Annotated in this window: 19 protein-coding genes; 1 reads left to right on the plus strand and 18 read right to left on the minus strand. The window is 61.2% G+C overall.

The features are described from left to right. Positions 1 to 10: 10 nt before the first annotated feature. Genes fabZ through I2D57_RS00860 form a run of 8 tightly spaced genes read right to left on the minus strand, consistent with a single transcriptional unit; the run spans position 11 to position 6,120 of the window. The gene (gene fabZ / locus I2D57_RS00825) at positions 11 to 433 is read right to left on the minus strand and encodes a 3-hydroxyacyl-ACP dehydratase FabZ (RefSeq protein ID WP_099432064.1); all 423 of its coding nucleotides are present in this window, start codon (positions 431 to 433) and stop codon (positions 11 to 13) included. A 9-nt stretch (positions 434 to 442) separates the two neighbouring features. Beyond that, entirely contained in the window at positions 443 to 916 is a 474-nt protein-coding gene (gene accB / locus I2D57_RS00830; protein WP_022094191.1) for an acetyl-CoA carboxylase biotin carboxyl carrier protein, read from the minus strand. Between the two features lie 3 nt (positions 917 to 919). Further along, a complete protein-coding gene (gene fabF / locus I2D57_RS00835) occupies positions 920 to 2,167 on the minus strand; it encodes a beta-ketoacyl-ACP synthase II (RefSeq protein WP_195361145.1) in 1,248 nt (415 codons plus the stop codon). A gap of 39 nt (positions 2,168 to 2,206) precedes the next feature. Continuing rightward, complete coding sequence (gene fabG, locus I2D57_RS00840) at positions 2,207 to 2,980, minus strand: 3-oxoacyl-[acyl-carrier-protein] reductase (RefSeq protein ID WP_195361146.1); 774 nt, start codon at positions 2,978 to 2,980, stop codon at positions 2,207 to 2,209. Positions 2,981 to 3,010: 30 nt separating this feature from the next. Then, entirely contained in the window at positions 3,011 to 3,937 is a 927-nt protein-coding gene (locus I2D57_RS00845; protein ID WP_195361147.1) for an ACP S-malonyltransferase, read from the minus strand. After that, entirely contained in the window at positions 3,925 to 4,869 is a 945-nt protein-coding gene (fabK, locus tag I2D57_RS00850) for an enoyl-[acyl-carrier-protein] reductase FabK (protein WP_195361148.1), read from the minus strand. The genes I2D57_RS00845 and fabK overlap by 13 nt, the downstream gene beginning before the upstream one ends. Before the next feature lie 2 nt (positions 4,870 to 4,871). Then, positions 4,872 to 5,108 (minus strand): acyl carrier protein, encoded by a 237-nt coding sequence (locus tag I2D57_RS00855; RefSeq protein ID WP_006235019.1) that lies wholly within the window; start codon positions 5,106 to 5,108, stop codon positions 4,872 to 4,874. A 52-nt stretch (positions 5,109 to 5,160) separates the two neighbouring features. Continuing rightward, complete coding sequence (locus tag I2D57_RS00860) at positions 5,161 to 6,120, minus strand: 3-oxoacyl-ACP synthase III family protein (protein WP_195361149.1); 960 nt, start codon at positions 6,118 to 6,120, stop codon at positions 5,161 to 5,163. A 176-nt stretch (positions 6,121 to 6,296) separates the two neighbouring features. Here I2D57_RS00860 and I2D57_RS00865 point away from each other — a divergent pair, with 176 nt between their 5' ends. Next, positions 6,297 to 7,073: a biotin--[acetyl-CoA-carboxylase] ligase gene (locus I2D57_RS00865; RefSeq protein ID WP_195361150.1), complete on the plus strand. Its 777-nt coding sequence runs from the start codon at positions 6,297 to 6,299 to the stop codon at positions 7,071 to 7,073. Between the two features lie 116 nt (positions 7,074 to 7,189). Here I2D57_RS00865 and rpsJ read toward each other — a convergent pair whose 3' ends face one another. The 10 genes from rpsJ to tnpA form a co-directional block, all read right to left on the minus strand. Continuing rightward, positions 7,190 to 7,498 (minus strand): 30S ribosomal protein S10, encoded by a 309-nt coding sequence (rpsJ, locus tag I2D57_RS00870; RefSeq protein WP_022094184.1) that lies wholly within the window; start codon positions 7,496 to 7,498, stop codon positions 7,190 to 7,192. A gap of 60 nt (positions 7,499 to 7,558) precedes the next feature. Then, complete coding sequence (fusA, locus tag I2D57_RS00875; RefSeq protein WP_195361151.1) at positions 7,559 to 9,658, minus strand: elongation factor G; 2,100 nt, start codon at positions 9,656 to 9,658, stop codon at positions 7,559 to 7,561. A 19-nt stretch (positions 9,659 to 9,677) separates the two neighbouring features. Then, entirely contained in the window at positions 9,678 to 10,151 is a 474-nt protein-coding gene (rpsG, locus tag I2D57_RS00880; RefSeq protein WP_006235013.1) for a 30S ribosomal protein S7, read from the minus strand. Between the two features lie 73 nt (positions 10,152 to 10,224). Then, positions 10,225 to 10,602 (minus strand): 30S ribosomal protein S12, encoded by a 378-nt coding sequence (gene rpsL / locus I2D57_RS00885; RefSeq protein WP_006235012.1) that lies wholly within the window; start codon positions 10,600 to 10,602, stop codon positions 10,225 to 10,227. Positions 10,603 to 11,126: 524 nt separating this feature from the next. Continuing rightward, a complete protein-coding gene (locus I2D57_RS00890) occupies positions 11,127 to 12,203 on the minus strand; it encodes a DUF4179 domain-containing protein (protein WP_195361152.1) in 1,077 nt (358 codons plus the stop codon). After that, a complete protein-coding gene (locus I2D57_RS00895) occupies positions 12,154 to 12,672 on the minus strand; it encodes an RNA polymerase sigma factor (RefSeq protein WP_195361153.1) in 519 nt (172 codons plus the stop codon). The genes I2D57_RS00890 and I2D57_RS00895 overlap by 50 nt, the downstream gene beginning before the upstream one ends. Before the next feature lie 201 nt (positions 12,673 to 12,873). Next, on the minus strand, positions 12,874 to 17,349 hold the full coding sequence (locus I2D57_RS00900) for a DNA-directed RNA polymerase subunit beta' (RefSeq protein ID WP_172677957.1): 4,476 nt from the start codon (positions 17,347 to 17,349) through the stop codon (positions 12,874 to 12,876). 6 nt (positions 17,350 to 17,355) lie between these two features. Further along, entirely contained in the window at positions 17,356 to 20,847 is a 3,492-nt protein-coding gene (gene rpoB, locus I2D57_RS00905) for a DNA-directed RNA polymerase subunit beta (RefSeq protein ID WP_199408647.1), read from the minus strand. 287 nt (positions 20,848 to 21,134) lie between these two features. Further along, complete coding sequence (locus tag I2D57_RS00910) at positions 21,135 to 22,043, minus strand: UTP--glucose-1-phosphate uridylyltransferase (RefSeq protein WP_195361154.1); 909 nt, start codon at positions 22,041 to 22,043, stop codon at positions 21,135 to 21,137. A 382-nt stretch (positions 22,044 to 22,425) separates the two neighbouring features. Next, a partial coding sequence (gene tnpA / locus I2D57_RS00915; RefSeq protein WP_195361155.1) for an IS200/IS605 family transposase occupies positions 22,426 to 22,685 on the minus strand: 260 nt, incomplete at its 5' end.

Consider the following 22,685-nt stretch of genomic DNA (forward strand, 5'->3'; position numbering starts at 1 on the left):
GAAGCCTTCCTTAACTTTCGTGCATGAGTGCAAAAGACATGTCGGCGCGGCAACAGACCTCACCGTTGACGCTTGCAGTACCCGTCGCAAAGCGGAACGGCCCGCGCGCACGCGTGATGGAGCACACCAGATCCACCGTATCGCCCGGGCGCACCGGACGCTTAAAGCGCACCTTGTCCAGACTCGTGTAGAACGGCGTCGCGCCGCGCGCCTCCTCATCGCCCATCAGCAACACGCAGCAGTTTTGGGCGAGCATCTCGCACTGGATCACGCCGGGGACCACCGGGTTTCCCGGAAAATGCCCCTGCAAAAAGTATTCGTCGCCCGTAATCGTGATCTTGCCGTGGGCCTCGTCGCCCACCAGCTCGGCTTCGTCGAGCAAAAGCATCGGCTCGCGATGCGGTAACAGCTTCTTGAGCTCTTCTTTGTTCATGGATATCACCTATCCGATCCTCATGAGGCAGCTGCCAAACTCCACGAGGTCGCCGTCGGCCACGCAGATCTCGAGCACCTCGCCGTCTGCCTCGGCCGTCACCTCGTTGAGAACCTTCATGGCCTCGATAATGCAGAGGGTCTCGCCGGCCTTGACCTTAGAGCCCACGTGCACAAACGGCTCGTCGCCCGGCGCCGGGGCAGCATAGAAAACGCCGACCATGGGAGCGGTCACCTCGGTGCCCTTGGGCTCCGGTGCGGCGGCAGGTGTCTGCGCGGCGGGCTCCGGTGCGGCAGGCGCGACTGTGGGAGCTGCAACTGGAGCGGCCATAGCGCTCGGCATGGGCATGGGCACGGCAACCGGCTGTGCGGCGCTCGCGCGCTCGAGTTCGACCGCGGTGCCATCGGGCTCCTCAACGCGCACGCGCGTGAGGCCGCGGTCCTCCATAACATCGGCTATCTCGGCAAGTCTTTTGGAATCCATGCTCTAGCTCCTCGTATATCTACGCAGCGCGATGGCGGCGTTGTGCCCGCCAAAGCCTAGGTTGGTCGAAAGCGCCCAGGTAAGGTCGGCGCGAACTGCGCGATTGGGCGTGTAGTCAAGATCGCAGGCGGGATCGGGCGTGCGGTAGTTAATGGTCGGCGGCACCACGCCCTGCTCGAGCGCCATGGCGCAGGCCATGACCTCGATGGCGCCCGTGGCACCGATCATGTGGCCGGTCATCGACTTGGTCGACGAGACGTGCGCGGCGCGCGCCGCGTCCTCGCCGAGCGCACGCTTAATGCCCGCCGTCTCGGACGAATCGTTGAGCTTGGTCGATGTGCCGTGGGCATTGATGTAGAGGCCCTCGGAAGGCCTGACGTCGCCCTCGGTCACCGCCAGCGATATCGCGCGGGCAATGCCGGCAGCCTCGGGATCAGGGCTCGTGATGTGATAGGCATCATCGGTGTTGCCGTAGCCCACGACCTCGGCATAAATGTGCGCACCGCGCGCCTGCGCATGTTCCATGCTCTCGAGCACGAGCACGCAGGCGCCCTCGCCCATCACAAAGCCATCGCGGTCTGCATCGAACGGGCGGCAAGCCGTCGCGGGATCAGGGTTGGTGGTCAATGCGCGGCAGGACGTAAAGCCTGCAATGGCATCGGGGATAATTGCGGCCTCGGCGCCGCCCGCGAGGATCGCGTCGGCATAGCCGTGCTTTATGGCGCGGAACGCCTCGCCCACCGCATGGGCCGAGGTTGCGCACGCGGTCACCACGGGCAGGGTCGGGCCCTTTGCCTTGTGGCGGATTGCGATATTGCCCGATGCCATGTTGGGGATCATCATCGCGATCATATAGGGCGATGCGCGGCGGGGCCCACATTCGGCAATCGTATGGACGTTGTCGACGAGCGTCGTCATGCCGCCCACGCCCGAGCCCACGTAGACGCCCAGGCGCTCGCGATCGATGGCGCCTTCGACATCAAAGCCCGCATCGTGCATGGCTTCGTCCGAAGCCGCCATCGCAAACTGAACACAGGGGTCGAGATGCTTGGCGTCACGCTTGCCAAAGTACTCGTTGCCGTCAAAGCCCTTGACCTCGGCCGCCACCTTGACGGCAAACGCATCGGTATCGAAGTGCGTGATCGGGCCGATGCCGCACGTGCCAGCACACATTGCCGCCCAGGTGGCAAGCGCGGTGTTGCCGAGCGGCGACACGGCACCGATACCGGTGATTGCAACTCTCTGTTCCATCATGGTCTCCTCATCCAAGCCGTTCTTCGGCCCTGGTTTCTACATCGCCATTCCGCCGTCGACGCGCACGACCTCACCCGTAATGTAGGCAGCCGCATCACTCGCCAGAAAGCGCACTACGCCGGCCACCTCCTCAGGGCGCGCCATACGCTTAAGGGGAATCTGCTCCTCGGTTACCGTACGCACCTTCTCCGAGAGCTTTGCCGTCATATCCGTCTCGACAAACCCGGGGGCAACCGCGTTCACTCGTACGCCGCGGGGCGCAAGCTCGCGCGCCACCGCCTTGGTCAGGCCGATCACGCCCGCCTTGGAGGCAGCGTAGTTGGCTTGCCCGGCATTGCCCATCAGGCCCACGACCGAGCTCATGTTGACGACGCAGCCGCCGCGCTGGCGCATAAAGGTCTTGGTGAGCGCGCGCGTCGTGTTAAACGTTCCTTTAAGATTGACATCGAGCACGCGATCGAAGGCGTCATCGCCCATGCGCATGAGCAGGCCATCGCGGGTGATGCCAGCGTTGTTGACGAGCGCCCAAATGGAGCCAAAGTCGTTGAGGACCGCTTCCACGCACGCGTTGACGGCAGCGGGGTCGGCCACGTCGCATTGATATGAGCGCGCCGTGGCGCCAGCCGCCTCGCAGGCGTCGCACGTCTCGCGCGCCGCATCGACGCTGCCGGCATAGACGACGGCGATATCGTAGCCATCCTCCGCCAGACCGATAGCGCAGGCGCGGCCGATACCCCGCGAGCCGCCCGTGACCAGTGCCACGTGACGTGAGTCGTTGCGCTCGAGCGCGCCATTGTTCAAGTTGCCCATGTCATTCCTTTCGGGTTACAGCCCTGTGGACTATGCGAGCTCGTCGGCAATAGCTGCGACCTGCTCGGCCGTCTCGCACGAATACACACGAACGTCGCTCAACGTACGCTTGACCAGGCCGGACAGCGTTTTGCCGGGGCCGACCTCAATAAACGTGTCGATGCCCTGATCCTGCAGAGTATGCAGCGTGTCGACCCAGCGAACGGCATGACTCACCTGGTTGGCCAGCACCTCCGATGCCGTCTGGGGGTCCGCCGGATAGGGCGCCGCTGTCATATTTGCCAAAACAGGAATGAGCAACGGGGACGGCGCGTGACCGGCCTCAATATATGCGGCAAGGCCACAGGCCGCCTCGGCCATATAGGGGCTATGAAATGCACCCGACACCGCGACCTTCATGGCGCGGCCGCCAGCCTCTTTTACTAGGACGTCGAGGGTCTGCAGCGCATCGGGCGCTCCGGCCACAACCGTCTGCTGGGGACTGTTGTAGTTGACCGGCCAGCAGTCCTCGCCGGCCTGCGCAGCCAGGTTCTCGACTTGCGCAGCATCAAGTTTGATGACGGCGCGCATGCCGCCGGGGTGACGCTCGGCCGCCGTGGCCATCAATGCCGCGCGCTCACACACGAGCTCAAAACCCGCTCGCGTATCGAATGCCCCCGCAAAGGTGAGTGCAGCGACCTCGCCCAGCGAGAATCCCGCACAGGCGGCAGGCACCACGCCGCGCTCGCGCAGGGCGACGGCGACAGCCAAGTCGTGCACGAACACGCAAGGCTGCGTGTTCTCGGTCTGCGAGAGCTCCTCCTTGGAGGCGCTCCGGCACTGCTCGCTCGTCCCCGGGCGCACCTCATCGGCAATGGCGAACACCTCGGCAGCCGCCGGCGATGTCTCGATCAAGTCGACGCCCATCGCGGGGTGCTGGGCACCCTGGCCGGCAAACAAAAACGCTACGCCACCCATGCGCACGCACCCTTCAGGACGTGCTCGGCGCCATCGACCAGGTCGTCAACGATTTCGCGTGCGCTCTGGCGCTCGTTGACCATGCCGGCAATCTGTCCACACAAAAACGAACCCTCTTCGTAGTTGCCGTCCTTGGCGGCCTTACGCAGCGCACCGGTTCCCATAGCACCGAGCTCCTCGGCACTCGCGCCGGAACCCTCGCTCTTGGCATAGGCGTTGGTGAAGGGGCTCTTGAGGGCGCGCACTGGATGTCCCGTCGAGCGACCGGTCGCACGCGTCGAAGTGTCGTTGGCCTTCAGGACCATCTCTTTGTACTGCTCCGAGACGGTGCACTCGTCTGCGACCAGAAAGCGCGTACCCACTTGCACGCCTTCGGCGCCCAGCATAAAGGCGGCCGCCACGCCGCGGCCGTCGGCAATACCGCCGGCGGCCACGACGGGAATGTCAACCGCATCGACGACCTGCGGCACCAGTGCCATCGTCGAGGTCTCGCCAATATGGCCGCCCGATTCGGTACCCTCGGCAACAACCGCCGTGGCTCCACGACGTGCCACGAGGCGCGCCAGCGCCACCGAGGCAACGACCGGGATGACCTTGATGCCCGCCTCGTTCCACGCCTTCATGTACTTGGCGGGATTGCCGGCGCCCGTCACGACGACCGGCACTCGCTCGTCAATCACGACCTGCGCGACCTCGTCGGCAAACGGGCTCATGAGCATGACGTTGACGCCAAAGAGCTTATCCGTCTTGGCGCGCAGCTCATGAATCTGGTCGCGAAGCCAGTTGGCGTCGGCGTTCATGGCCGCGATGATGCCTAAGCCACCCGCCTCGGACACTGCGGACGCCAGCGAGGCATCGGCAATCCAGGCCATACCGCCCTGGAACACGGGCTTTTCGATGCCGAGCAGATCGCAGAGAGGAGTCTTGAGCATCTCTACTTCTCCAATGCCGCCTCGACCGTATCGGCGAACTCGCCGACCGTCTTGGGGTTCTCCTCGGTATCGAGCTGGATGCCAAACTCGTCCTCGACGGCAACGAGGATCTCGACGGTGCCCAGGCTGTCGAGACCAATCTCCTCGAGCGTGGACTCGGGCTTCATCTCGACATCGTCAAGACCGGCGGTCTCGCGGATAACGTCGCAAACGCGCTCGAAGGTCTTCTGATCTGCCATGGTAGTTCTCCTTTGTTTGTGCCCTAGGGGCGTTTTTATTTCCTATGTGCGACTACTTCCAACGAAGCAGATAGCCACCTATATCCAGACCGGCGCCAAATCCAACGAGGGCGATGGTGTCGTCCTCATTCAGTGCGTCGGTACGTGCCAGCCGGTCAAGCGCAAAGGGAATGCAGGCGCTCGAAATGTTGCCGGTCTCGCGTAGCGTTCGAACCACGCGCTCGCCTGGCACGCCGAGACGCTTGACCGCCTGACTCAGGATTCGTTCGTTAGCCTGATGGAATACAAAATGATCGATGTCTTCGACCGAAATGCCCGCATCACTCGCAAGCTTATGGACCGTGTCGCAGATGGCGTTGACGCCGAACTTGAACACGCGGCGACCATTCATGGACAGCACGCTCTCGCTATCTGCGGAAGCCTTAAACGGCGAGTTGCCGACCAGACCGGGAACGTGCAACGTCTCGACGTCGGGCGCCGTCGAAAGCTCAACGGCAAGGGGGCTGTCTCCCCCAGCCCCAATCACTGCGGCGCCCGCCCCATCGCCAAAGAGCACGCAGGTGGCGCGGTCGGTCCAGTCGAGCGCGCGCGTCATCTGCTCGGCAGCAACGATAAGCACGCGCTCGGCACGGCCACGGGCGATATAGCACTCGGCGACATCGAGCGCAAATACGAAGCCGGCGCAGGCCGCCGAGACATCGAAGGCAGGGCACGTCGCGCCAAGTCGCTCAGCAACGGCACACGCCTCGGCGGGAACAAGGTGGTCACCCGTCGTCGTCGAGCAGACGATCAGATCCAGCTGGCTCGCGTCGATTCCGGACACCTGGAGTGCCCGCTCGCTCGCCGCTACGGCAAGGTCGTCAAGTGACTCGGTGGTGCAGACGTGGCGGCTCTTGATACCTGTGCGGGTAAAAATCCACTCATCCGAGGTATCGAGGAACTCGGACAGCTCGTCATTGGAAACACTGCGCTTAGGAAGCGCCGAGCCTGTTCCAAGAATCGTGAAACCCATCACTAACCTCCTTTGAGTTGTTGACGTGTTTACATCGACCAAGAGAGGATAGCGCATTTCAGTCATTGTTGACGTGTTAACATTAAATTGTCCAAATGCGACAAAGGCTTCACATTGTGTCTGTCTCTCGACACCATTGCGTTATTCACTTATTCATTAAGGAGGTAGCAGCCGCTATGGATGCTCAATTAACGATAGTCGACGTAACCGGATCGACCAACGATGACCTGCTCGAAGCAGGAAAACAAGGAGCTCCGCACGGCACAGGACTTGCCGCCCGGGCTCAGACAGCAGGACGTGGCCGGCGCGGCCACAAGTGGGATTCAACCGCCGGCAACCTATTGCTTTCGATTGTCCTGCGTCCATGCGTTAATCCTGCAAAGTACTCTGGTCTTGCAGCCGTCAGCGGCCTAGCGGTGCTCGAGGCGCTCGAAAATCAGGGTCTTACAAACGAGATTGGCCTCAAATGGCCCAACGATTTGGTCGCGCGAGGATGCAAGCTCGGCGGCATTCTGGTCGAGGCCGCACGCGATAACGAAGGCAAACCTTTCGCCGTCTGCGGCATTGGCGTCAATGTGAACTACACACCCCAAGAGGTGCCCGATGGCGGCCTGGCGGCAATTGGCCTCTCAGACCTCAACGAGAATGTTCCCGCCGTCGATGTGCTACTCAAGGAGGTCTATCACGCGGTCGTGAACGCTGTAGACACATGGGCAGAGCGTCTCAACGCCATGGAAGAAGACGCCGGACCGCTCGCGCCCGTCCGCGGCGAATATATCGCTCATCTCAATTGGATTGGAGAGCGTGTTACCGCCCGCTCCCCCGCTGGGGACGAGCTGGCGCGAGGCATCTTTCAAACGGTCGACTGCTTTGGTCGCGCGTGCATCGAGACCGAAGACGGCTTGCGATCCTTCCATTTTGAGGAGGCATCGCTGCGTCCCGTGGGCAAATAAGGCGTCACAGCCACCCATTCGGCTGCATTGCCCGGGTCCCCAAGGTCACCATTCAAAACAAAAGAGCCCCGCTACCGTAATAGCAGCGGGGCTCTGTAAGCTATGAGCGATATCGCTTAGAGCTTGATGTCGATGTCGACGCCAGCGGGGAGGTCGAGACGCATGAGCGAATCAACGGTGCCCGAGGTGGGGTCGAGGATGTCGATGAGGCGCTTGTGGGTGCGCATCTCGAACTGCTCACGAGAGTCCTTGTTCACGTGCGGCGAGCGGATAACCGTGTACAGGTTGCGCTCGGTGGGCAGGGGGACAGGACCGGAAACGCGAGCGCCGGTCTTCTGAGCGGTCTCGACGATGAGCTTCGCGGACTGATCGACGACCTCGTGATCATAGCCCTTGAGGCGAATGCGGATCTTCTGGGTAGCCAACTTAAACCTCCAAAGAGTGCGAGAGATGTTCTCGCGGATTACGTAACAGGGAGCTCGAACTTAGGCGTTCTTGCTCATGACCTCGTCCACGATGGACTTGGGCGCGGGCTCATAAGAGTCGAACTGCATCGTGTAGGATGCACGGCCCTGGGTCTGGGAGCGAAGGTCGGTAGCGTAACCGAACATCTCGCCCAGCGGCACCTTGGCACGGATGAGCTTGCTGTTCTTGCGATCCTCCATGCCCTCGATCTTGCCGCGGCGACCGGAGAGGTTGCCCATAACGTCGCCCATGTACTGCTCGGGGGTCTCGACCTCGACAGCCATGATCGGCTCGAGCAGCTGCGGATCGGACTTCTTGAGGGCGTCCTTGATAGCCATGGAACCGGCGATCTTGAAGGCGGCCTCGGAGGAGTCGACCTCGTGGTAAGAACCGTCGAACAGGGTGACCTTAACGTCGAGGACCGGGAAGCCGGCGATAACACCGGTGTTCAGGGCCTCCTGGATGCCCTTGTCGATGGACGGGATGTACTCCTTGGGCACGACGCCGCCGACGATAGCGTTGACGAACTCGTAGCCGAAGCCCTCCTCCATCTTCTCGAGCTTGATGACGGCGTGGCCGTACTGACCGCGACCGCCGGACTGACGGACGAACTTGCCCTCAGCCTTCTCGACGTCGTGACCAGCGGTCTCGCGGTAGGCAACCTGGGGCTTACCAACGTTAGCGTCAACCTTGAACTCACGGAGCAGACGGTCGACGATGATCTCGAGGTGCAGCTCGCCCATGCCGGCGATGATGGTCTGGCCGGTCTCGTGGTTGGTGGACACCTGGAAGGTCGGGTCCTCCTCGGCGAGCTTGGTCAGAGCCAGGGACATCTTGTCCTGCTCGGCCTTGGTCTTGGGCTCGATGGCAACGTCGATAACGGGCTTAGCGAACTCGATCTTCTCGAGGACGATCTCCTTGCCCTCGGCGCACAGGGTGTCGCCGGTGGTGGAGTTCTTGAAGCCGACGCAAGCGACGATGTCGCCGGCGGCAGCGTCGTCACGGTCGATACGCTCGGCGGCGTTCATCTCGAGGATGCGGCCGAGGCGCTCGCGCTGACCGTTGGAAGCGTTGACCACGTAGGAGCCGGACTCGGCGCGGCCGGAGTAAACGCGGACGTAGGTGAGCTTACCGACGAACGGGTCGGTCATGATCTTGAAGACCAGGCCGGAGAAGGGCTCGTCGAAGGAAGGATGACGCTGGATCTCCTCGCTGGTGTCCGGATCGGTACCGGTGACGGCCTCGACGTCGAGCGGGCTGGGCAGGTAGTCGACGACAGCGTCGAGCAGCTCCTGGACGCCCTTGTTCTTGTAGGCGGAGCCCACGAAGACGAGGTTGAGCTCGTTGGCCAGAACGCCCTTGCGCAGAGCAGCCTTGAGCTCCTCGACGGTGAAGTCCTCCTCCATGAGGATCTTCTCCATGAGCTCGTCGTCAAAGCTGGCAGCAGCGTCGAGGAGCTCCTCGCGCTTGGTGGCAGCGATGTCGGCAAACTCAGCCGGGATCTCGTCCATCGGCTCGGGGTAGGTCATGCCCTTCTCGTCGGCCTTGAAGTCCCATGCAGTCATGGTAACGAGGTCGATGACGCCCCAGAAGTTGTCCTCGGCGCCCATCGGGACCTGAGCGGCCACGGCGTTAGCGTCGAGACGATCCTTCATGGTCTCGATAGCGTTGAAGAAGTCAGCGCCCACGCGGTCATACTTGTTGATGAAGGCGATACGGGGGACGTTGAAGGTAGAAGCCTGACGCCAAACGGTCTCAGACTGGGGCTGAACGCCGGCAACGGCGTCGAAGACGGCGACAGCGCCATCGAGGACGCGCAGGCAGCGCTCGACCTCAGCGGTGAAGTCAACGTGGCCCGGGGTGTCGATGATCTGGATGCGGTAGTCCTTACCGTCCTTGTTCCAGAAGCACGTGGTAGCAGCGGAGGTAATGGTTACGCCGCGCTCCTGCTCCTGAACCATCCAGTCCATGGTGGCAGCGCCCTCATGGACCTCACCGATCTTGTGGGTCTTACCGGTGTAGTAAAGAATACGCTCGGTCGTGGTGGTCTTACCAGCATCGATGTGGGCCATGATGCCGATGTTACGGGTATCGGAAAGCTTGTACTTAGGCTTAGCCATGTTAGTTCCTTACCTTAACTTACCAACGATAGTGAGAGAACGCGCGGTTGGCCTCGGCCATCTTGAAGACGTCCTCACGCTTCTTGACGGAAGCGCCCAGGCCGTTGGAAGCGTCGAGGATCTCGTTGGCGAGACGCTCGGCCATGGTCTTCTCCTTGCGAGCGCGGGAGAAGTTGACGATCCAGCGGATACCCAGAGCGGTGGAACGACGGGAGTTGACCTCCATCGGGACCTGATAGGTAGCGCCACCGACACGCTTGGGCTTAACCTCGAGCGTGGGCTTGACGTTGTCCATAGCCTTCTTGAAGGTAGCGAGAGCGTCGCCACCCTCGGACTTCTCGGCAACGATCTCGAAAGCGGTGTAAACGATGCGCTCAGCGGTGGCCTTCTTGCCGTCAAGAAGGACCTTGTTGATGAGCTGAGTCACCAGGCGGTTGTTGTAAACGGCGTCAGGCTGAACCTCACGACGATTAGCTGCTGCACGACGCGGCATGTGAAATCTCCTTAAGTGTCTACCGTGCGGCGCTTAGGCGGCACACGGCGAAAGTATCAAAACGTTATCTGGCTTATTTAGCCTTGGGGCGCTTAGCACCGTACTTGGAACGGGCCTGCATACGGTTCTGGACCGGAGCAGCGTCGTAGGCGCCACGGATGACGTGATAACGGACACCAGGGAGGTCACGGACACGACCGCCGCGGACGAGCACGATGGAGTGCTCCTGCAGGTTGTGGCCCTCACCCGGGATGTAAGCAGTAACTTCGATGCCGTTGACAAGGCGAACACGGGCAACCTTACGAAGAGCCGAGTTCGGCTTCTTGGGGCTCGTGGTGAAGACGCGGGTGCACACGCCGCGCTTCTGGGAGTTGTGCTGCAGAGCAGCGTTCTTGGACTTCTTGGGCACGGAACGACGGCCCTGGCGAACCAGCTGGTTAATAGTAGGCAAAGCGTACTCCTTCTCGAATGATTCCAGCTTTCTGTAAAGTGCAACGGCTTGAATCGAGGGGTCAGCATCCCCCTACGAAACACGCAGTTCGATAGGATACGTGGCGTTAGCTGTGCCGTCAACAGACCACGCCGCCGGGCGTATCCCAAAATGAGCATATTTCCGCAAAGCCTACACAAAAGGAATCCCCTTCTGTGCGCGGGGGCGGATTCCCGGTCCGGGCGGCCCGCTGTTTAAGTTTGCTGCTCTACAGTCCTGCGCAAGACGGAAAGCACATTAAGTGCTTTCCTTTGCGTGCGGAACTCGCGACAAACTTAAACAGCGGGCCGCCCGGACCGGGAATCCGATGTGCTCGTCGGGGCAACGTTACCTGCCAAAAAGGGACAGGTTTATTTTGATCGGTTTTATCTGGGGAAACGTCGCGCTCCAGCGGTAATCTGCTCTCATCTGTCGCATGGAAATCGGCGGCGTTTCCATTTAACGCAAAAGAGGCCGCTTCCCCTAGTAGAAAGCGGCCTCAGACCTTACGAATAGACGATGGTAAAGGGTACTTTTGTTTCGGTCTCCCCTGTTGACGTGCACCTCGTGCCCTCAAGCGTTACTGAGACCACTTGTTCGACATCAATCAACTTCGTTGGCACCCAGATGTTCTCTCCGCTATTGCGCCCATAAGAAAAATATAAGTTGAACACCCCTGCGTCGTCATCTTCGATAATCTGCTCCGATCCATCCTTGTAGCTGACGGTCAGCTTATTATCAACTGCTTCATAGCCCAAATCATCGATGTGCGTCTGGATGGAAAACGGGCTAATCTCAAGAGGCGAGTCACCGGAGCGGAGTTCCTTTGTATCGACGTACGCTCCAATATTGAACTCGGGTGTCGACGCCTCAAACCGCCTCGCACTCTCACCTTCACCCTCGGTCCAGTGGATATTCCAGGTGACCGCATGTTGCAAATCTCGCTCGCGATCCATAGCGGCAAAGTACATCGTGCCATTAATGACAGTATCGCTTGATGTGTCCTTATCAATTGTGCTGCGTGTGTCAGGCCATTCCTCGCCGAACTTCATATCGGGCGTGCCGATGCCCTGTTCTTCTTCACCATAGAGAACAAGTTCGCCAATCTCTGCTGCTGGCTTGTAGTAGTTAACTCCATTTGGATTGGACAACGTAAACGTCACGGCTCCGCAGCCGTTTTGGTCGATTGCCATCTCATGGATATCAAGCGTATAGCCGTTACCCTCGACGGACAGATTAACCTTCTGGACTGTGCCCTCCAGGCTTTGGGGCGCGATGCCATCGCCAAACTCTCTGGTGTAGGTATATTTAGTTCCCGATGAGCCGCCGTTGGTCCAGGTAATGGAATCCCCGTTGCCGTGGTTTCCCCAGGCTGAGGCAAAATAGCTGGAATTGACAACGGCGTAGGCGACCCCTCCGGTCGCCAACACTCCGGCAAGACATCCGATAACCGCAACATAGAGGGGCTTAGCATGACCCCTTTTGCGAAGCGGCTCGCCTTCAGCTGCATTAAGAACGCGATCTGCAAGATCGCTATCGGCTTGGATGGACTCGAAGGCCCGCTTGATTTGATTGGATTTCACGGTCGCCCTCCTCTAGGATGAATTTGAGCTTCGATCGACCGCGAGCTAAACGCGTTCGAACGGTAGCGGCTGGCACATGCAGTAACTCGGCAATCTCTGAGGTCGAAAAGCCCAGATAGTAATAGAGCATGATGGGAACACGGAATCGTTCCGGAAGTCGCATGACGTCTGACAGGACCGCTTTGGTCTCATCCTGCACCGCCGAAAGCGAATCGGCCAGGTTCTCAATATCCTCCACACGCCTCCATGGCTTTCGAAAGAGCGATTTACATTCATTGATCGTGACCCGGATAAGCCAGCGGCGAAGATGTTCCCAACTTTCAAAGTGTCCATCGCTTTTAAGCAACTTAAGAAAGACATCCTGGGCAATATCGTCGGCATCGGCACGATCGCGCAGGTACGTCAATGCGATTCGAAACACGACATCACGGTGATCCTCGACCGCCTGTCTAAATGCTTGTTCTTCCATAATCACCTCCCGGTGACGTTAATGATTCTTGCTGAGGCCCTCACCATAGATACGCTTTGACCGAACGAAATGTTTCAAATTCAAGCAGGAATAACCTACCAAAATAAACCTATCCCCTTTTGGCAGGTTTTCTTCAACAAAAAAGACCCGCTTCCCTGTTGGGAAACGGGTCTTTGGAAGGACGGTTAACGTACTAGGAAATTACTCCTCGTCGTTGTCCTTGGCCTCTTCGGCGTCGTCGGTGTCCACGAGCTGGTTGAGCAGCTCGTCGAGGGAAGCCATGTCCTCGTTGATCGCGCCGTTGGCGGGAGCCTTCTTGTCGTCGATCGGGGCGCCCAGGAGCTCCTCGTCGGCGTCGGCGTGATGCGTCGGAGCGGAGGTACCCAGCAGGATATCGTCCGGACCGTCGGGGCTAAAGACCATCTGCAGCAGCTGCGAGAGGTCTTCCTCGTCGGCAACGTCGTCGTTGTTCTCGAGGATGTAGAGCAGATCGTGGGCCTCGAGGCCGTCACGGAGCTCCTCGATCGCCTTGGCACCGATACCATCGATGCGCAGCAGATCCTCCTCGGACTTGCCGACCAGGTCGCCGACCGTCTCGATGCCGACCTCGCTGAACTTGTTGGTCCAGCGCTGCGACACGCCCAGGTCGTCGAACAGGTACAGGCGAGCCTTCTCGGCGGAGATGGTGTGGCCGTTGCGGGTGAACGAACCGTCAGCACCACCGAACTCGTCGTAGCCGGCCCAGTCGAGCTGCTGCGGGAGCTGCTCGTCCAGGTCCTTGAGCTCAACCGGAGCCCACTCGGGCAGCGACTTGGCGTTGGGCGAAGCCGGGCCGTCGATGTCCACGTAGCCGTCGGCCGTACGATACGTCAGCTTGGCGTTGGCGTACGGCTTGAGGCCGGTACCGGCCGGGATCTTCTTACCGACGATGACGTTGGACTTAAGGTCGAGCAGGTGATCAACCTTGCCCTCGATGGCAGCCTCGGTAAGAACGCCAGCGGTACGGATGAACGAAGCACTCGACAGCCAGGAGTCGATGTTGGACGCGACCTTGAGCGTACCCAGGATGACGGGCTCGGCCACGGGAGCCTGACCGCCCAGACGGGCAACGCGCTCGACCTCGTCGGCGAACTCGTAGCGATCGACGTACTGACCAAGCAGGTACTTGGAGTCGCCGGGGTTGGTGATCTGAACGCGACGCAGCATCTGACGTGCGAGCACCTCGATGTGCTTGTCGTTCAGGTCGACGCCCTGGCTGGTGTAGACGTCCTTGACGCTCTCGACGAAGGTGTGCATCGTCGACTCGATGTCGGTCAGCTTGCGCAGGTTGCGGAAGTTGACGAAGCCCTTGGTAATCTGGTCGCCGGCGCGAACCTCGCAGCCGTCCTCGATCTCGGGCATGAAGCGCACCGAAGCGGGGACGCGACGCTCGTCGAGAACACGGGTGTGATCCTCGGAGTCGGTGAGCGTCAGCACGTACTCGGACTTCTCGGGCTTAATCGAGAGGTGACCGGAGTACGGAGCCAGCTCGGCCTCGCGACCCAGGATCTTCTCGTTGACGTTGCCGACGATATCGAACATACGGCTGACCGTAGGCAGACCCTGCGTAATATCGTCGACGCCAGCGACGCCGCCGGAGTGAATGGTACGCATCGTAAGCTGCGTACCGGGCTCGCCGATGGACTGGGCGGCAATAATGCCGACGGCAGTACCGATGGCGACCGGACGACGGGTGGAAAGATCCCAGCCGTAGCACTTCTGGCACACGCCGTACTTGGAGCGGCAGGTGAGCAGCGCGCGGAGCTTGACCTTCTTGAGGCCTGCATCGACCATCTTCTGGATGTCGGCGACCTTCTCGATGTAGCCGTCCTGCTCAAAGAGCACGGTGCCATCGGGGGCCACGACGTCCTCGATGAAGCAACGGCCGACGAGGTCGGTGTTGAGATCGGTGGTGCCGGGGATGATGAGGTTGTAGGTGACGCCCTCGTGCGTACCGCAGTCCTCCTCGCGGACGATGACGTCCTGGGCCACGTCGACCAGACGACGGGTCAGGTAACCAGAGTCCGAGGTGTGGGATGCGGTATCGACCAGGCCCTTACGGGCGCCGTAGGTCGAAATGAAGTACTCGAGCGGCAGCAGGCCCTCGCGGAAGTTCGCCTTAATGGGAAGGTCGATCGTCTCGCCGGACATGTCTGCCATCAGGCCACGCATGCCGCCGAGCTGACGCAGCTGGGTCTTAGAACCACGGGCGCCGGAGTCGGCCATCATGTACAGCGGGTTCTCCTCGTCGAACATGTCGAGCATGAGCGCTGCAACCTTATCGGTACAAGCGGTCCACTCGTTAACGACTTCGATGTGGCGCTCCGTCTCGTTGATGAAGCCCTCCTCGAAGTACTCGTTGATCTGGTCGACGTTGGCCTGGGCGCGATCGAGCAGCTCCTGCTTCTCGGCAGGGATGAGAGCGTCCCACACCGAGATGGTGAGGCCGGCGCGGGTAGCGTAGTGGAAGCCGGAGTACTTGATGGCGTCGAGGATCGGGCCGACCTTGGCCTCAGGGTAACGATCGCAGCAGTCGGCAACCAGCTTGGCCACATCGCCCTTGACCATCTTGTAGTTCATGAACTCATAGTCTTCGGGCAGGCACTGGCGGTTGAAGATGATGCGGCCGATAGAGGTCTCGAAGCGCGCGGTCTTGTTGCCGGTGACGTCGTAGTCGACAAACTCGTTCTTGCCGTTCTTGACGCGGAAGATACGGGTGCCGTCCTCGTTGATAACGTTGGCATCGGCAGCGGACACGCGGACCTGGATCTTGGCCTGCATGTCGACCTCGGAGCGGCAGTCATAGGCGTGCAGCGCGTCGTCGAAGCTCGAGAACACGTGGTTCTCGCCCGGCAGACCCTCGCGAACCTGGGTGAGGTAGTACACACCGATGATCATGTCCTGCGAAGGGATGTTGACCGGCTTGCCGGATGCCGGCGAGCGCAGGTTGTTCGCAGAGAGCATGAGCACGCGGGCCTCGGCCTGAGCCTGGCTGGACAGCGGCACGTGGACAGACATCTGGTCGCCGTCGAAGTCGGCGTTGAAGGGCGAGCAGACCAGCGGATGCAGGTGGATAGCCTTGCCCTCGACCAGCACCGGCTCAAAGGCCTGGATGGACAGACGGTGCAGGGTCGGTGCACGGTTGAGCAGCACGACGCGGCCGTCAATGACCTCTTCGAGGATGTCCCACACAAAGGTGGCACCTCGGTCGATAGCGCGCTTGGCGCCCTTGATGTTCTCGACCTTGCCGAGCTCGACCAGGCGCTTCATGACGAAGGGCTTGAAGAGCTCCAGCGCCATGGTCTTGGGCAGACCGCACTGGTGCAGCAGCAGCTTGGGGTCGGTAACGATAACCGAACGGCCGGAGTAGTCGACACGCTTACCCAGCAGGTTCTGACGGAAACGACCCTGCTTGCCCTTGAGGGCCTCGGCGAGCGACTTGAGCGGGCGACCGCCACGGCCAGAGACCGGGCGACCACGACGGCCGTTGTCGAACAGGGCGTCCACGGACTCCTGGAGCATGCGCTTCTCGTTGTTCACGATGATCGCAGGGGCGTCCAGGTCGAGCAGGCGCTTGAGTCGGTTGTTACGGTTGATCACGCGACGGTACAGGTCGTTGAGGTCGGACGCGGCGAAGCGGCCGCCGTCAAGCTGGACCATCGGGCGCAAATCGGGCGGAATGACCGGAATGACGTCCAGGATCATGTTCGCGGGGCTGTTGCCGCCCTTCAGGAAGGCGTCAACGACCTCGAGGCGCTTAACGGCCTTCTCGCGCTTCTGCTTCTGTGAGTCCTCGTCGGCGATGATGGCCTTGAGCTTCTCGGCCTCGGAAGGGAGGTCGATGGCAGCGAGCAGGTCGCGGACGGCCTCGGCACCCATGCCACCCTTGAAGTACATGGAGTAGTAACGGGTCATCTCACGGAACAGCGGCTCATCGGAAATGAGGTCGCGCTCGCTGAGCTTCATGAAGGCGTTGAAGGCGTCCGTGCGGAGCTGCTTCTCGTCCTTGCACTCTTCCTCGATGTCGACGATGCCAGAGGCGATCTCCTCGGGGGTCAGCGGCTCCTCGTCGGAGAACTCGTCAAAGTTCTCGGGGTTGCCCTGCTCCTTGAGGGACTCGATCTGGCGGGCGCACTCGGCATCGATCTCTTCCAGATCGGCGGCGAGCTCCTCGCGCAGGTCGTCGGCGTCGGCCTCGCGAGCCTCGTAGTCAACCTCGGTGATGATGTAGCTGGCAAAGTACAGAACCTTCTCGAGGTCCTTGGACTTGATGTCGAGCATACGGCTCATCGGGAAGCTCGTGGGGCTCTTGAAGTACCAGATGTGGGACACGGGAGCGGCGAGCTCGATGTGGCCCATGCGGTCGCGACGCACCTTGGCCGAGGTGACCTCGACGCCGCAGCGCTCGCAGACGATGCCCTTAAAGCGGATGCCCTTGTATTTGCCGCAGGAGCACTCCCAGTCCTTGGCGGGACCGAAGATCTTCTCGCAGAACAGGCCGTCCTTCTCGGGCTTGAGGGTACGGTAATTGATGGTCTCCGGCTTCTTGACCTCACCGTGCGACCAGGAACGGATCTGGTCGGCGGAGGCAAGGGAGATCTTTACCGAGTCAAAATCAGTAGCTTCGAAATCTGCCACAGTCAACTACTCCTTATCAGTGGTCGTGGCGGCGACAGCCTCGGGTGCCTCGGCGGTCTCGGCATCCTGGGCCTCGACGTCGGCGTCAACGCCGGCGAGCGCAGCCAGGTCGTCGAGAGCGGAGGTCTCCTCGGCGGTCACAGGGGCGGAGGCGTCCTCGTCGGCATCGTGCATGGGCTCGATGTCCAGTGCGAGCGAACGAATCTCCTTGACGAGAACCTTGAAGGACTCGGGGATACCCGGAACCGGGACGTTCTCGCCCTTGACGATGGACTCGTAGGTCTTGACGCGGCCCACGGTATCGTCGGACTTGACGGTCAGGATCTCCTGCAGGACGTTGGACGCACCGTACGCGTACAGTGCCCAAACTTCCATCTCGCCGAAGCGCTGGCCGCCGAACTGGGCCTTGCCGCCCAGAGGCTGCTGGGTAACCAAGCTGTAAGGGCCGGTCGAACGGGCGTGGATCTTGTCGTCGACCATGTGGCCGAGCTTGAGGATGTAGGACGTACCCACGGTAATGGGCTCGCGGAACTCCTCGCCGGTGCGGCCGTCGAACAGGCGGGTCTTGCCGCGCTCGTCAAGCTGGGTGACGAACTCGGGGCGCATGTGATCGCCAAAGGCAGCGGTGGCCTTGTTGAGCATGTTCTTGTTGGCACGACGAATGACCTCGGCGATCTCGTCCTCCTTGGCGCCGTCGAAGACGGGCGTCGCGGTGAAGAACGGACCGGGGACGTACTTGTCGGAGTCGGCCTGCTCGGTATCCCAACCGCACGCAGCAGCCCAGCCAAGGTGGCACTCGAGCAGCTGGCCGACGTTCATACGCGAAGGAACGCCCAGCGGGTTGAGGATAACGTCGATCGGGGTACCGTCAGCCATGTAGGGCATGTCCTCGACCGGCAGAACGTTACAAATAACACCCTTGTTGCCGTGGCGGCCGGCAATCTTATCGCCCTGCTGGATCTTACGACGCTGGGCGACGTAGACGCGCACCTGCTCGTTGACGCCGGGGGCCAGGTCGTCGCCGTTCTCGCGGCTAAAGCGGACGACGTCGATGACGCGGCCGTAAGCGCCGTGAGGCATCTTAAGGGAGGTGTCGCGGACATCGTGGGCCTTGGCACCGAAGATAGCGCGCAGCAGGCGCTCCTCGGCGGTCAGAGCGCTCTCGCCCTTGGGGGTAACCTTGCCGACCAGGATGTCGCCAGGGCCGACCTCGGCGCCGATGCGGATGATGCCGTCCTCGTCGAGGTTGGCAAGCATGTCCTCGGAGAGGTTCGGGATCTCGCGGGTGATCTCCTCGGGGCCGAGCTTGGTGTCGCGGGCATCGATCTCGTGACGGGTGATGTTGATGGTCGTCAGCAGGTCCTCGGCCACCAGGCGCTCGGACACGACGATACCGTCCTCGTAGTTAAAGCCTTCCCACGGCATATAGGCCACGGTGAGGTTTTGGCCCAGTGCGAGCTCGCCATGATCGGTCGAGGGACCGTCGGCCAGAGGCTCGCCCTGCTCAACAGTGTCACCGACGCGCACGAGCGGACGGTGGTTGATGCAGGTGGACTGGTTGGAGCGCTGGTACTTGGCCAGGTGATACTCGTCCATGCCGCCGGCATGCTTGACGATGATCTTGGCGGCGTCGGCAAAGATGACCTCGCCGGCGTTCTTGGCCAGGGTGACCTCGCCGGAGTCCAGAGCGGCGCGACGCTCCATGCCGGTACCGACATAGGGAGCGGCGGGGTGAACCAGCGGCACGGCCTGACGCTGCATGTTAGCGCCCATCAGCGTACGCTTGGCGTCGTCGTGCTCCAGGAACGGAATCAGCGTTGCTGCGACGGAGAGCATCTGACGCGGCGAGACGTCCATGTAGTCGACGTCCTCGACAGGCACGTCGGCGGGAGCGCCGAAGGAGCCGTCGAAGTCGCGGGTACGGGCGATCACGGTGTGCGGACGGACGATCTTGCCCTCGGCATCGGTCGTGATGAACTCGTTGGTCTTGGGATCGAGCGGCGTGTTGGCCGGCGCGATGACGTGCTTCTCTTCCTCGTCAGCGGTCATCCAGTCGATCTGGTCGGTGGCAACGCCGTTCTCGACGCGACGGAACGGGGCCTCGATGAAGCCATACTCGTTGACGCGGGCGTAGAGGGCGAGCGAGCCGATCAGGCCGATGTTGGGGCCTTCGGGGGTCTCGATCGGGCACATGCGGCTGTAGTGCGAATTGTGAACGTCGCGGACGGCCGTCGGCACGTTGGTGCGGCGGCTGGAGCCGGACTTGTGGCCGGCAAGACCACCAGGGCCGAGTGCGGACAGACGGCGCTTGTGGGTCAGACCGGTCAGGGGGTTCGCCTGGTCCATGAACTGCGAGAGCTGCGAGGAACCGAAGAACTCCTTGATGGAGGCCACGATCGGGCGGATGTTGATGAGCGACTGCGGGGTGATCTCGTCGATGTCCTGGGAGCTCATGCGCTCACGGACGACGCGCTCCATACGGCTCATGCCGATACGGAACTGGTTGGCGACGAGCTCGCCGACGGTACGGATGCGGCGGTTGCCAAAGTGGTCGATGTCGTCGACCTTGAAGCCCTGCTCGCCGGCAGCGAGGGACAGGAGGTAGCGCAGCGTCGCGACGATATCCTCGTCGGTGAGCACCGTGACCTCTTCCTCGGTGGTGAGGTTGAGCTTCTTGTTGACCTTGTAACGACCGACGCGGGCCAGGTCGTAGCGCTGCGGGTTAAAGAGCAGACCCTCGAGCAGGCTGCGGGAAGCGTCCACGGTGGGAGGCTCGCCCGGGCGCAGGCGACGGTAGATCTCGATGAGGGCGTCCTCGCGAGTGAGGGCGGTATCGCGCTCCAGGGTGCGCTTGATCACATCGGAGTTGCCGAGCAGCTCGATGATGTCGTCGTTGGTGACGGCGATGCCAAGGGCGCGCAGGAACATCGTGGCGCTCTGCTTGCGCTTACGGTCGATGGAGACCATGAGCTGATCGCGCTTGTCGACCTCAAACTCAAGCCAGGCACCGCGGGACGGGATGATCTGGGCCTTGTAGATCTGCTTGCCCGAATCCATCTCGGAGCTGTAGTACACGCCCGGGGAGCGGACGAGCTGCGAGACGACGATACGCTCAGTACCGTTGATGATGAAGGTGCCCTGATCAGTCATCATGGGGAAGTCGCCCATAAAGACGAGCTGCTCCTTGATCTCGCCGGTCTCCTTGTTGGTGAGACGGACGTCGGTCAGAAGCGGAGCCTGATAGGTCATATCCTTCTCGCGGCACTCCTCGACGGTGTGCGCGGGGTCGCCAAACTGATGCTCGCCGAAGGTAACCTCGAGAACATGGTTCTGGCTCTGGATGGGGCTGGATTCCTTGAACGCCTCACGAAGGCCCTCGTCCTTAAAACGCTCAAAGGATTCCCTTTGAACAGAGATAAGGTTGGGGAGCTCCATGGCCTCCGGGATTTTCCCGAAGCTGACGCGCTTGCGCTCAGTGGCAGTGTATGCGTAGGTCACCAGGTTTTTCCTCCTTCACGGAAATGCTCGGTGGGTTGGCGAGGCATAGCTTCGCCAGTTATCGCAACCTAATAGTTTATCAGGTACCGACCGTTGGGCAAGAAAAGCCTTGACGCGATTGAGTTTTTGGAGTAGCAAAGTTTTTCATCAGAGAATACGCAGGTAGACATATGTGTAGCGAACACATGTTCATATATTTTCTGTGAACGGAGGACTGGCAATCGCAGTTCTTATAAAAAACGGGCGCGAACCGAAGTCCGCACCCGTAAATGTCGATGGCCGAAGGCTTATTTGCACATCAAACCGCCGCGCTCGTCGATGGCGTCCCAGAAGGCGTCGGCAAAGCGAGGGTCGCTTGCGGCCATAAGGGCATTGGTTGCCATCCAGCCAGACGGGGTACCGGTGTCGTAACCCGAAAGCGGATCGATGACGACGGCGTACATGGCCTCACGGTCGAGCGAGCGTGCCATGGCATCGGTCAGCTGAATCTCGCCGCCCTTGCCGGCCTGCTGATCGGCAAGCAGGTCCATGACCAGCGGGCTGAGCAGGTAGCGGCCGACGATGTAGAGGTTGGAGGGAGCCTCCTCGGCAGAGGGCTTCTCGACCAGGCCGGAAACACGCCACACCGAGCCGGGCTCGTCATCGGCAGCGTCATCGGCGCCGTCAAGCGAACCCACGCGCTCGCCGGCAATCACACCGTAGCGGCTGACTTCCTCGGGAGCGCACGCGGCAACGGCGATAACAGAAGCACCGCCGTGCTCCTTGGAGACGGCAAGCATCTTATCGCAGATGTCGCGGTTGGGAACAACGTAGTCGCCCAGAAGAACCAGGAAGTTCTCTCCCGCCACGGCGTCGGCAGCCGAACGGATAGCGTGGCCCAGGCCCTTGGGCTCATATTGATAGCGGAAGTCGACCGGCATACCGCCCGCATGGGCAACGGCATCGGCGTAGGCGTCCTTGCCGCGCTCGCGAAGCAGGTTCTCGAGCGAACGGTCGGGCTGGAAGTAGCTCAGCAGCTCGGGCTTGCCGGGAGAGGTGACGATGATGGCGTCGTCGACCTCTTCGGGAGCAAGCGCCTCCTCAACGACATACTGGATGACGGGCTTGTCGAGCACCGGCAGCATCTCTTTGGGCGTGCACTTGGTGCCCGGCAGAAAACGCGTGCCAAGACCGGCGGCGGGGATGATTGCCTTCATATTATTCAAGGATCCTTTCGCAGGCGCAAATGCGCCCTGTGCGTGCAGCGCAAGCGCCGCAGACCAAATTGCGTTTCATCGTATGTTAACGCCGGGAGCCGGTATCGCCGCAGGCAAATGCGATTCTTCAGCAGGTCAACGCAAATTATTGCAGAAATGATGGGGTTGCTCCAGCCATAAGGCCACCAGCTTGCGTGTGAGACAAACAAGAGATCGTGCAGATTCGCAGCGTTCCAGAGCAAAATCAGAACCACCCTTAAAAGGGTGGTTTGCTCTTAGGGTATAACCCACGGGCCCCGGGCTCGCGTCTAAAGGCGCGGGCCCGGACTTCGTCCAGGCCTAGTGCATCTTGACCCGTGGCGCGCCGGTCGAACCGGCAGCATTACCCCCTCTTGAAGGGGTCCTCGTACTCCTTCACGCTCAGCTTGTCCAGCGCGATGTCGTGGGACTCCTGCTCCCTGATGTACTTGGCGATCGTCGCCTCGTTCAGGCCGACGGTGGACACGTAGTAGCCCTCCGCCCAGAACTTCCTGTTGCCGAACTTGTACTTGAGGTTGGCGTGCCTGTCGAATATCATCAGCGAGCTCTTCCCCTTCAGGTAGCCCATGACGCTCGCGACGCTGTACTTCGGCGGGATCGCCA

The organism is Collinsella aerofaciens, assembly GCF_015553355.1.
Lineage (GTDB): Bacteria > Actinomycetota > Coriobacteriia > Coriobacteriales > Coriobacteriaceae > Collinsella > Collinsella aerofaciens_V.

Bases quoted from the DNA above. Each gene is read 5' to 3' on its own strand.
- fabZ (WP_099432064.1), bottom strand. From the start codon at position 433: ATGAACAAAGAAGAGCTCAAGAAGCTGTTACCGCATCGCGAGCCGATG.
- rpsG (WP_006235013.1), bottom strand. From the start codon at position 10,151: ATGCCGCGTCGTGCAGCAGCTAATCGTCGTGAGGTTCAGCCTGACGCC.
- fabG (WP_195361146.1), bottom strand. From the start codon at position 2,980: ATGGGCAACTTGAACAATGGCGCGCTCGAGCGCAACGACTCACGTCAC.
- I2D57_RS00910 (WP_195361154.1), bottom strand. From the start codon at position 22,043: ATGAAGGCAATCATCCCCGCCGCCGGTCTTGGCACGCGTTTTCTGCCG.
- I2D57_RS00845 (WP_195361147.1), bottom strand. From the start codon at position 3,937: ATGGGTGGCGTAGCGTTTTTGTTTGCCGGCCAGGGTGCCCAGCACCCC.
- fusA (WP_195361151.1), bottom strand. From the start codon at position 9,658: ATGGCTAAGCCTAAGTACAAGCTTTCCGATACCCGTAACATCGGCATC.
- fabF (WP_195361145.1), bottom strand. From the start codon at position 2,167: ATGGAACAGAGAGTTGCAATCACCGGTATCGGTGCCGTGTCGCCGCTC.
- I2D57_RS00895 (WP_195361153.1), bottom strand. From the start codon at position 12,672: ATGGAAGAACAAGCATTTAGACAGGCGGTCGAGGATCACCGTGATGTC.
- fabK (WP_195361148.1), bottom strand. From the start codon at position 4,869: ATGCTCAAGACTCCTCTCTGCGATCTGCTCGGCATCGAAAAGCCCGTG.
- I2D57_RS00865 (WP_195361150.1), top strand. From the start codon at position 6,297: ATGGATGCTCAATTAACGATAGTCGACGTAACCGGATCGACCAACGAT.
- I2D57_RS00860 (WP_195361149.1), bottom strand. From the start codon at position 6,120: ATGGGTTTCACGATTCTTGGAACAGGCTCGGCGCTTCCTAAGCGCAGT.
- accB (WP_022094191.1), bottom strand. From the start codon at position 916: ATGGATTCCAAAAGACTTGCCGAGATAGCCGATGTTATGGAGGACCGC.
- I2D57_RS00855 (WP_006235019.1), bottom strand. From the start codon at position 5,108: ATGGCAGATCAGAAGACCTTCGAGCGCGTTTGCGACGTTATCCGCGAG.